Below are 8,035 nucleotides of genomic sequence, written 5' to 3'. Positions count from 1 at the left end.
GGCCGCTGCCCGGCGCGGCGCTCAATGAACAGGATGTGAAGGCGCAATGCAAGAAGCGGATCGCCAGCTACAAGGTGCCGCATGCAATCCGCTTCGTCGAAGAATTTCCTTCCACGGCGAGCGGCAAGGTGCAGAAATTCCGCATGCGCGATTTTGAAATTGCGCAGCGCAAGGTCACGGCCTGAGGTCGGACCAGCAACAAAGCTAAAAAGTGAATCCCATGATCAAAGGAATGCAGCAAATAATGTCTACCACCATGCAAGCGCAACAGGCGATACCCGCAGCAAGCAATGACTTCAAGTCGGACTGCCACACCTTTACCGAATACTGGCGCTCGCTGTCGCTGGCGCTGGATGGCTTGCCGGCAAAGCCACAGCGCGACGCCGCCCAGCAAGCCCAGGCCACTGCGCTGCTGGACGCCGGCCGCAGCAGCCGCGAGCGTTTCCTTGAACAGCATGTGGTGGCGGTCTACCACGCGCTGACCGCCGATCAATCAGTGCTGCTGCGACTGGAGGCGCTGATCGATGCAGCCGCGCTGCAATTCCCGGGACTGGTGCCCGACGCGAAGGTGCTGGCGCGTGAAAATGCACTGCGCCAGGGCGACAAGGACGGTCACGAGATCGACCAGGGCCTGTTCCTGTCCACCGTACTGGCCGATCCTGCTTGCGGCGCGCACCTGTGCCACGCCATGTTGCTGCCGCACCCGCGCACCGCCGACTACCTGGAAGCGTTCAAGCGCGATGGCCGGGTCGATCTCGGTACCGTGATCGTCGAGCGCCAGGGCACAGCCGGTTATGTCTACCTGAACAATGAACGCTTCCTGAATGCGGAAGACGATTCGACCTGCGACGCGCAGGAAATCGCAGTCGACCTGTGCATGCTCGATCCGCAGATCCAGGCCGGCGTGCTGCGCGGTGCTGAATTCACCAAGGGCAAGTACCAGGGCAAGCGGGTCTACTGCACCGGCATCAACCTGACCCATCTGTATTACGGTCATGTGTCCTATCTCTGGTACATGAAGCGCGAAATGGGCTTCCTGAACAAGATATTCCGCGGCATTGCCACCCCCGATCGCAAGCCCGATGACATCCGCGGGCAGACGCTGGAAAAAATCTGGATTTCGGCAATCGAATCGTTCGCCATCGGCGGCGGCTGCCAGTACCTGCTGGTGACGGATGTCAACCTGGCCGAGAAGTCTGCCTACCTGACGCTGCCGGCAAAAAAGGAAGGCATCGTGCCGGGTGCGGCGAACATGCGGCTGCCGCGCTTTGTCGGTGACCGCATTGCGCGCCAGGCCATCATGATGGAGCGCGTCATCCACTGCGACAGCGATGTCGGCCGCCTGGTCTGCGACCGCATCGTGGAAGATGGCCAGATGACGCAAGCCATCGATGAAGTGATCGACGCCATGAACCGCTCCGGCGTGGTCAGCGCCGGCAGCAACCGGCGCGCGTTTCGGGTCGCGCATGAGCCGATGGAGCTGTTTCGCAATTACATGGCCATGTATGCCAGGGAACAGGCATTCTGCCATTTCAGCCCGGCCCTGATTTCGAACCTGGAACGCTTCTGGGACGCCAGCAGCCGGCGCATGTAAGGATTGACGGCGGCCGGCGCAAGGTCGCCGCCAACGCAATAACTGACGTACAAACAGACTTGGAGGCAGCATGAAAGACAGTTTGAAAGTCGGCACCACCTTCAGCCGCACTCTCGAGGTGGACCAGGGACGCACCATCGGCTTCATGGGCGACGGCTTGCGGGTGTATGCCACGCCGTCGATGGTGCATGACGTTGAACATTCCTGCCGCAACCTGCTGGTCGAGCATCACGACCTTGGCGAGGATTCGGTCGGTGCACGGGTCGTGATCGACCATCTGGCGCCGACGCTGTTGGGACAGCAAGTGACGGTGCTGGTCACGGTGGCTGAAATTGCGCTGCCGCGCCTGACCTTCGAAGTCGAGGTAAAGGATGAGCTCGATACCGTCGGCCGCGCCACCCATGTGCGCTTTGTGGTCGACACCGCCAAGCAGGCCGCGCGGCTGGCCAAGAAGCAGGATCGCCTGAAGGCTGCCCGGGAACAGGGGGCAGCGTAATGGCCACTTCACGCAAAGTACCGATCTACTGCTACCAATGCGTCTCCGGTCCCGACCTGATGACGGTCGAAGTCGAAGACGGCATTGCCAAACGGATTGAATCGAACTACGCGGTAAAAGGCGAACATCCGGGCGGTGGACGGGTTTGCGTGAAGGCTTACGGTATTGTGCAAAAGACGTACAACCCGAACCGCATCAAGCAGCCGATGAAGCGGACCAATCCGCGCAAGGGGCGCGATGAGGATCCCGGGTTTGTACCGATCAGTTGGGATGAGGCGCTGGACCTGGTCGCCGACAAGCTGCGCCAGGTGCGCGCCAGGGGCATGTTGAACGATGAAGGCGTGCCGCGCGTGGCCGTCACGACGGGCGGCGGCGGAACACCGGTGCAGTACATGGGCACCTTCCCTGCCTTCATGGCGGCATGGGGGCCGATCGATGGCGGCTATGGCGCCGGACAGGGCGTCAAGTGCTATCACTCCGAACACTTGTATGGCGAACTCTGGCACCGCGCATTCATCGTCTCGCCGGATGTGCCGTATGTGAATTACGTGATCAACTGCGGCAATAATGTCGAAGCATCGGCCGGGGTGGTCGGCATCTGGCGCGAGGCCGATGCGCGGGTGCGCGGCGCCAAGCGCGTGCAGGTCGAGCCGCATCTGTCGGTCACCGGCGCCTTGTCGGCGGAATGGGTGCCGATCAAGCCCAAGACAGATGCCGCATTCCTGTTCGGGCTGATCAACCATATCCTGCACCAGCGTAACTGGCGCGATGTCTGCGACCTGCCTTTCCTGAAAAACCTGACCAGTTCCCCTTACCTGGTGGGTCCCAACGGCTGGTACCTGCGCGATGCCAGCGGCCGCCCGCTGGTGTGGGACCTGGCCGATGGCCGCGCCAAGGCGCATGACGCCGACGACCTGGTGGACCCGGCGCTGGAGGGCGAATTCACGCTGGCCGGCGTCGAGCACGGCGCTGACGAAGCGCGCTTTGCGCACGAGGCGGCGATCGGCCGGCCGGCGTTCCAGTTGCTGATGGCGCACATGAAGGACTACACGCCCGATTGGGCGGCGTCCCAATGCGAAGTGCCGGCCGACTCGATCCGTCGCGTGGCCGACGAATACCTGGCCCACGCCTGTGTCGGCGAAACCATCGAAGTCGATGGCCAGTCACTGCCTTTCCGGCCAGTGTCGGTGCTGCTGGGCAAAGGCGTCAACAATGGCTGGGGCGGTTATCACTGCTGCTGGGCGCGCACGGTGCTGGCGGTGCTGGTGGGCGCGCTGGAAGTGCCGGGCGGCACGCTGGGCACCACGGTCAAGCTGGTACGCCCCGCCACTTCCCGCGTGGGCTCGGTCAAGCCGCACGGCGTGGATGGACTGATGTCCTACCAGTTCAACGAAACCTCGCGCGAGGGTTGGTCCAAACAGCCGAGCATTCGCAATGCCTACAAGACGCTGGTGCCCTTGTCGTCGGATTCGCCGTGGTCGGCAGCGCTGGGGCCGGCACACTTGCCTTGGCTGTTCCAGAAAAAAGCACCCGACAACTGGCCGCGCACGGTAGCGCCGGATGTCTGGTTCTGCTACCGCAGCAATCCGGCGATTTCATCCTGGAATGCGCCGCAGGTGGCGGAGCGGCTCACCGAGTTTCCGTTCATCGTGTCGTTTGCCTACACCGACGACGAAACCAATCATTTTGCCGACGTGCTGTTGCCGGAAGCACTGGACCTGGAAAGCTTGCAGATCATCCGCGTGGGCAGCACCAAGATGATGCAGCAGTTCTGGAAACACGAGGGCTGGGCGGTGCGGCAACCCGCCATCGAGTCACCCTGCGACACGATGGATTTCACCGACATTTCCACCGAACTGGCCAGGCGCGTGGGCATACTCGACGAGTATGTGAAGGCGATCAACCGCGGCGCGGCCGGTATCGGCCTGGTCGACCGCAAGGGCACCTACGATTATTCGCTCGATCCGACAGTGGCGCCGAAGTGCGAGGACGTCTGGAATGCCTTCGCCAAGGCGGCCAGCCACAACCTGACCAATGGCGAGGAGGTGCGCGACCTGGCCTGGTTCAAGGAAAACGGTTACTTGCTGCGTCCATTCCCGCAAATTAACTGGTACCTGTACCCGGCCCTGACCAGCCAGCGCCTGCGTTTCGAAATGCCGTACCAGGAGCGCATCATGCGCCATGGCCAGGAACTGGCGAACCGCATGCATGAAGCCGGCATCGACTGGTGGGAACACCAGTTGAAGGAATACGAGCCGCTGCCGACTTATGAGTCCTTCCCCGACATCTGGGTCGAATACGCGCGTGAGTACGGCCGCGACCCGGACGAGTTTCCGTTCTGGGCGCTGACAGCGCGCTCGATGCAATACGCCTGGGGCGCCAATGTCGGCCTGCCGATGATCAATGAGGTGGCCAACAATATCGCCGGCCATCGCGGCGTGATCATCAATCGCTCGCGGGCGCGCGAGCTGGGCATTGCCGAAGGCGAGCGCATCATCATGGAATCGGTGTCGGGCACGACGGAAGGCGAGGCCGTGCTGCGCGAAGGCATCCGCCCGGATACGGTATTGATGATCGGCCAGTTCGCACACTGGAAGACGCCGTTCGCCAAGGACCTGAACCTGCCCAGCCTGAATTCGCTGACCGACCTGTCGCTCAAGCTGACCGACGGCACCGGCAGCAGCGCCGACATCATGCGCATCCGCTTGCGGCGCGCATCGAGCGGCGAGCTGCTTGGCGCCAAGAAGGGAGCGCCAGCATGATCGAGACCCATATCGCCCGCCCCGGCCCGGCTGCCGGCGCCACTGCCAAGCCACGCTGGGGCATGGTGGTCGACCTGAACCGCTGCGTCGGCTGCCAGACCTGCACCATCGCCTGCAAGCAGGCCAATGACACGACGCCGGACATCCAGTGGCGTCGGGTGATCGATGTCGAGCAGGGCAAATTCCCGGACGTGGAGCGCTTTTTCGTGGTCACCGGCTGCCAGCATTGCGCCGAACCGCCCTGCGTGCCGGTCTGCCCGACCGGCGCCACCCGCCAGCGCGACGATGGCCTGGTCACGATCGACTACGACATGTGCATCGGCTGCGCCTATTGCGTGGTGTCCTGCCCCTACCAGGCGCGCACCATCGAACACGATCCGCAGGGCTATTACGGCCAACAGACGCGCCAGGAAAAAGCCACGGCCCATCCCGAACGCGTCGGCGTCGCCCAGAAATGCACCTTCTGCCAGCCCAGGATCGATGCCGGGCTGGCCAAGGGGCTGATGCCGGGCGTCGACCTGGAAGCCACGCCGGCTTGTGCGGCGTCCTGCATTTCCCAGGCGATCCGCTTTGGCGACTTCAATAATCCGGAAAGCATCGTCTCGCAACTGGTGCGCGAGCAACCCAGCCTGCAGTTGAACGAGGAACTGGGCACCAACCCGCAAATCCGCTATCTGTACACGACACCGGCAGTGCCGGGCCGCGGCGCGGCGGCCGAGTCGGATCCCGACCAGCAGGAGCGGCTGGCCGATCCGGCCAATCCGCTGGTGGGCGCAGTGCAAAAGTTCTGGGACTGGCGGGCGGCGATGAACTGGATTTTCGGCGGCGCCGGCACCGGCCTGGCCATCTTCACCGGCCTCCTGGCGGCAGCCGGCATGCTGGAGCCGCTTGCCGGTCGCGCGCTGCTGGCGCTGGCTGCCGGGCTGGTGGCGACCGGCCTGTTTTTCGTGTTCCTGAAAATCGGCCGCAAGCTGCGTTTCTGGCGCGCGGTAGCCCGTTGGCAAACCTCGTGGATGACGCGCGAACTGTATGTGGCGCTGCTGTTTTTCCCGGCCGTGCTGCTCACGCTGCTTGCTCCCCAGCGCGGCTTGTTCCTGCTGGTGGCCGTGCTGGCGGCGGCTTTCCTGGCCTGCCAGGCCAAGATACTGCACCGCGCACGCGGCATTCCCGTATGGCGCGCGCCGCTGATTCCCGGCATTATTGTCGCCAGCGGAATACTGGAAGGCTGGGGCGCGCTGATGGCGGCGCTGGCGGTGGCCGGCATCGATGCGCCGTTTGCCCTGCAGGCGGCTGGACTGGTGGCGATGGCAGCGAGCGCCGGATTGTGGCGCGCCTATGTCGGTACGGCACGCGCCAACGGCATACCGCCGCTGGCCCGCGCGGTGCTGGACAAGGCGGCTTGGCCGGTACACTTGGTCGGGCATGTTGCACCAGCGCTGTTGCTGGCGTTGGGCTGGGCGGTCCCGTCGCTGCAGCAGGGTGCCTTGCTGCTGGCGGGCGTGGCTGCAATCGCGGGTGGCGCGCTGTGGAAATTCGTGGTCATCGTGCGCGCCAGTTTCACGCAGGGTTTCTCGCTGAAGCAGGTTCCGCAGCGGGGATCGGGAGAGCGTGCAGCGCCGTCGCGCCTGGCGGGCGACAGCCGGCGGCCACTGTCGACCTGACTGGTGGAAGTTAAAGTCGGATGCACGACACACGGCAGCGCATGCGCAAGGTTTTTTTTGGTGACAGCTTGTTGAAGGGTTGTAAATCGAGGGGAGGCATCTGCCTGCAGTGACTGGCCGGCCAGTACGGCCGTATTCAAACAATAGTGGAGATAAATAAAATGAAAAAAGCTGTAATCGGCAAGTCGATCATCGCAGCGGCCTTGCTTGGCGTGGCCGCATCCGCCCTGGCAGATGTCAATGTCGGCGTGTCCCTGTCATTGACCGGCCCGGCCGCGTCGCTGGGCATTCCTGAAAAAAACACGGTCGCCCTGCTGCCCACCACGATCGGCGGCCAGAAGGTCAACTACATCATCCTGGATGATGAGTCCGATACGACCAAGGCCGTCAAGAACACCAAGAAGCTGATTTCCGAAGACAAGGTCGACGTCATCATCGGCTCCACCATCACGCCGGCCTCGCTGGCGATGGTGGACTCGGTGGCCGAAGGCAAGACACCCATGATCTCGCTGGCCGCCAGCGCCAAGATCGTCGAACCGGTGGACGAAAAGCGCCGCTGGGTTTTCAAGACCACACAGAACGACATCACGATGTCGCGCGCCGTGGTTGACCATATGGTCAAGGCTGGCGTCAAGACAGTTGCCTTCATCGGCTTTGCCGACGCCTATGGCGAAGGCTGGCATGCCGGATTCAGCGCAGCATCCGCGCCAAAAGGCATCAAGCTGGTGGGCAATGAGCGTTATGTCCGTACCGACACCTCCGTCACCGGCCAGGTACTCAAGATGTTGTCGGCCAAGCCGGACGCCATCCTGATCGCCGCTTCCGGAACGCCAGCCGTGCTGCCGCAAAAAACCCTGAAAGAGCGCGGCTTCACCGGCCGTATCTACCAGACCCATGGCGTGGCCAATGCAGACTTCCTGCGTGTGGGCGGCAAGGATGTGGAAGGCACGTTCCTGCCGGCTGGCCCGGTGCTGGTGGTCAACCAGTTGCCGCAGGATCACGCCACCCGCAAGGCCGGGATGGAGTACACGGCCAAGTACGAAGCAGCGCATGGCAAGGGATCGGTATCCACATTCGGCGGTCACGCATGGGACGCTGGCCTGATCCTGCAAGCTGCCATTCCGGTCGCACTGAAAAAATCGCAGCCGGGCTCGCAAGCTTTCCGCGATGCCTTGCGTGACGCCATCGAAGGCATCAAGAACCTGAGCGGCGCACATGCCGTCATCAACATGACGCCGAACGATCACGTCGGCCATGATGATCGCGCCCGCGTCATCGTCAAGATCGAGAATGGCGCCTGGAAGTTCCAGCCGTAAGCACTTGTCCTTGCGTCTTGTCGGCGGATGCCTGATGTAACGGCATCCGCTGGCATTTGCCGGATTCTCCAACCAGTACACCAAAGAGCCAATGCAGATACCAAAGCCTGGCCACACAATAGACAAGCACGCGCGACATCCGCGCGCCGGCAACAACGCCAGCAGTAGGACGGGACCGCGCGCCAGGCAGCGCACGATCCTGTTCA

Annotated in this window: 5 protein-coding genes and 1 pseudogene; all 6 read left to right on the top strand. The window is 63.1% G+C overall.

The genetic code is table 11. The annotated features are described in order from the left end of the window. Positions 1 to 185: pseudogene (locus Q7T64_RS10995) on the top strand (benzoate-CoA ligase family protein); the annotation flags it as partial. A gap of 59 nt (positions 186 to 244) precedes the next feature. Beyond that, positions 245 to 1,594, top strand: a complete 1,350-nt coding sequence (locus Q7T64_RS10990) for an enoyl-CoA hydratase/isomerase family protein (RefSeq protein ID WP_304795448.1) — start codon at positions 245 to 247, stop codon at positions 1,592 to 1,594. 70 nt (positions 1,595 to 1,664) lie between these two features. Further along, on the top strand, positions 1,665 to 2,090 hold the full coding sequence (locus Q7T64_RS10985; protein WP_304795446.1) for a thioesterase family protein: 426 nt from the start codon (positions 1,665 to 1,667) through the stop codon (positions 2,088 to 2,090). Next, a complete protein-coding gene (locus Q7T64_RS10980; protein WP_304795444.1) occupies positions 2,090 to 4,852 on the top strand; it encodes a molybdopterin-dependent oxidoreductase in 2,763 nt (920 codons plus the stop codon). Before Q7T64_RS10985 ends, Q7T64_RS10980 begins: the two co-directional genes overlap by 1 nt. After that, positions 4,849 to 6,513, top strand: a complete 1,665-nt coding sequence (locus tag Q7T64_RS10975) for a 4Fe-4S dicluster domain-containing protein (RefSeq protein ID WP_304795442.1) — start codon at positions 4,849 to 4,851, stop codon at positions 6,511 to 6,513. The genes Q7T64_RS10980 and Q7T64_RS10975 overlap by 4 nt, the downstream gene beginning before the upstream one ends. Before the next feature lie 161 nt (positions 6,514 to 6,674). Then, positions 6,675 to 7,829: an ABC transporter substrate-binding protein gene (locus tag Q7T64_RS10970; protein ID WP_304795440.1), complete on the top strand. Its 1,155-nt coding sequence runs from the start codon at positions 6,675 to 6,677 to the stop codon at positions 7,827 to 7,829. The last annotated feature ends 206 nt before the right edge of the window (positions 7,830 to 8,035 follow it).

The sequence above is a fragment of the Lacisediminimonas sp. genome (assembly GCF_030645335.1).
Classification (GTDB): Bacteria; Pseudomonadota; Gammaproteobacteria; order Burkholderiales; family Burkholderiaceae_D; genus Lacisediminimonas.
Note: the sequence above shows the minus strand (reverse complement) of the source record. Positions and strands in the feature narration are given on the sequence as shown.

Excerpts from the sequence above, each read along its gene's own strand:
- Q7T64_RS10985 (WP_304795446.1), top strand. The coding sequence starts at position 1,665 with ATGAAAGACAGTTTGAAAGTCGGCACCACCTTCAGCCGCACTCTCGAG.
- Q7T64_RS10990 (WP_304795448.1), top strand. The coding sequence starts at position 245 with ATGTCTACCACCATGCAAGCGCAACAGGCGATACCCGCAGCAAGCAAT.
- Q7T64_RS10980 (WP_304795444.1), top strand. The coding sequence starts at position 2,090 with ATGGCCACTTCACGCAAAGTACCGATCTACTGCTACCAATGCGTCTCC.
- Q7T64_RS10970 (WP_304795440.1), top strand. The coding sequence starts at position 6,675 with ATGAAAAAAGCTGTAATCGGCAAGTCGATCATCGCAGCGGCCTTGCTT.
- Q7T64_RS10975 (WP_304795442.1), top strand. The coding sequence starts at position 4,849 with ATGATCGAGACCCATATCGCCCGCCCCGGCCCGGCTGCCGGCGCCACT.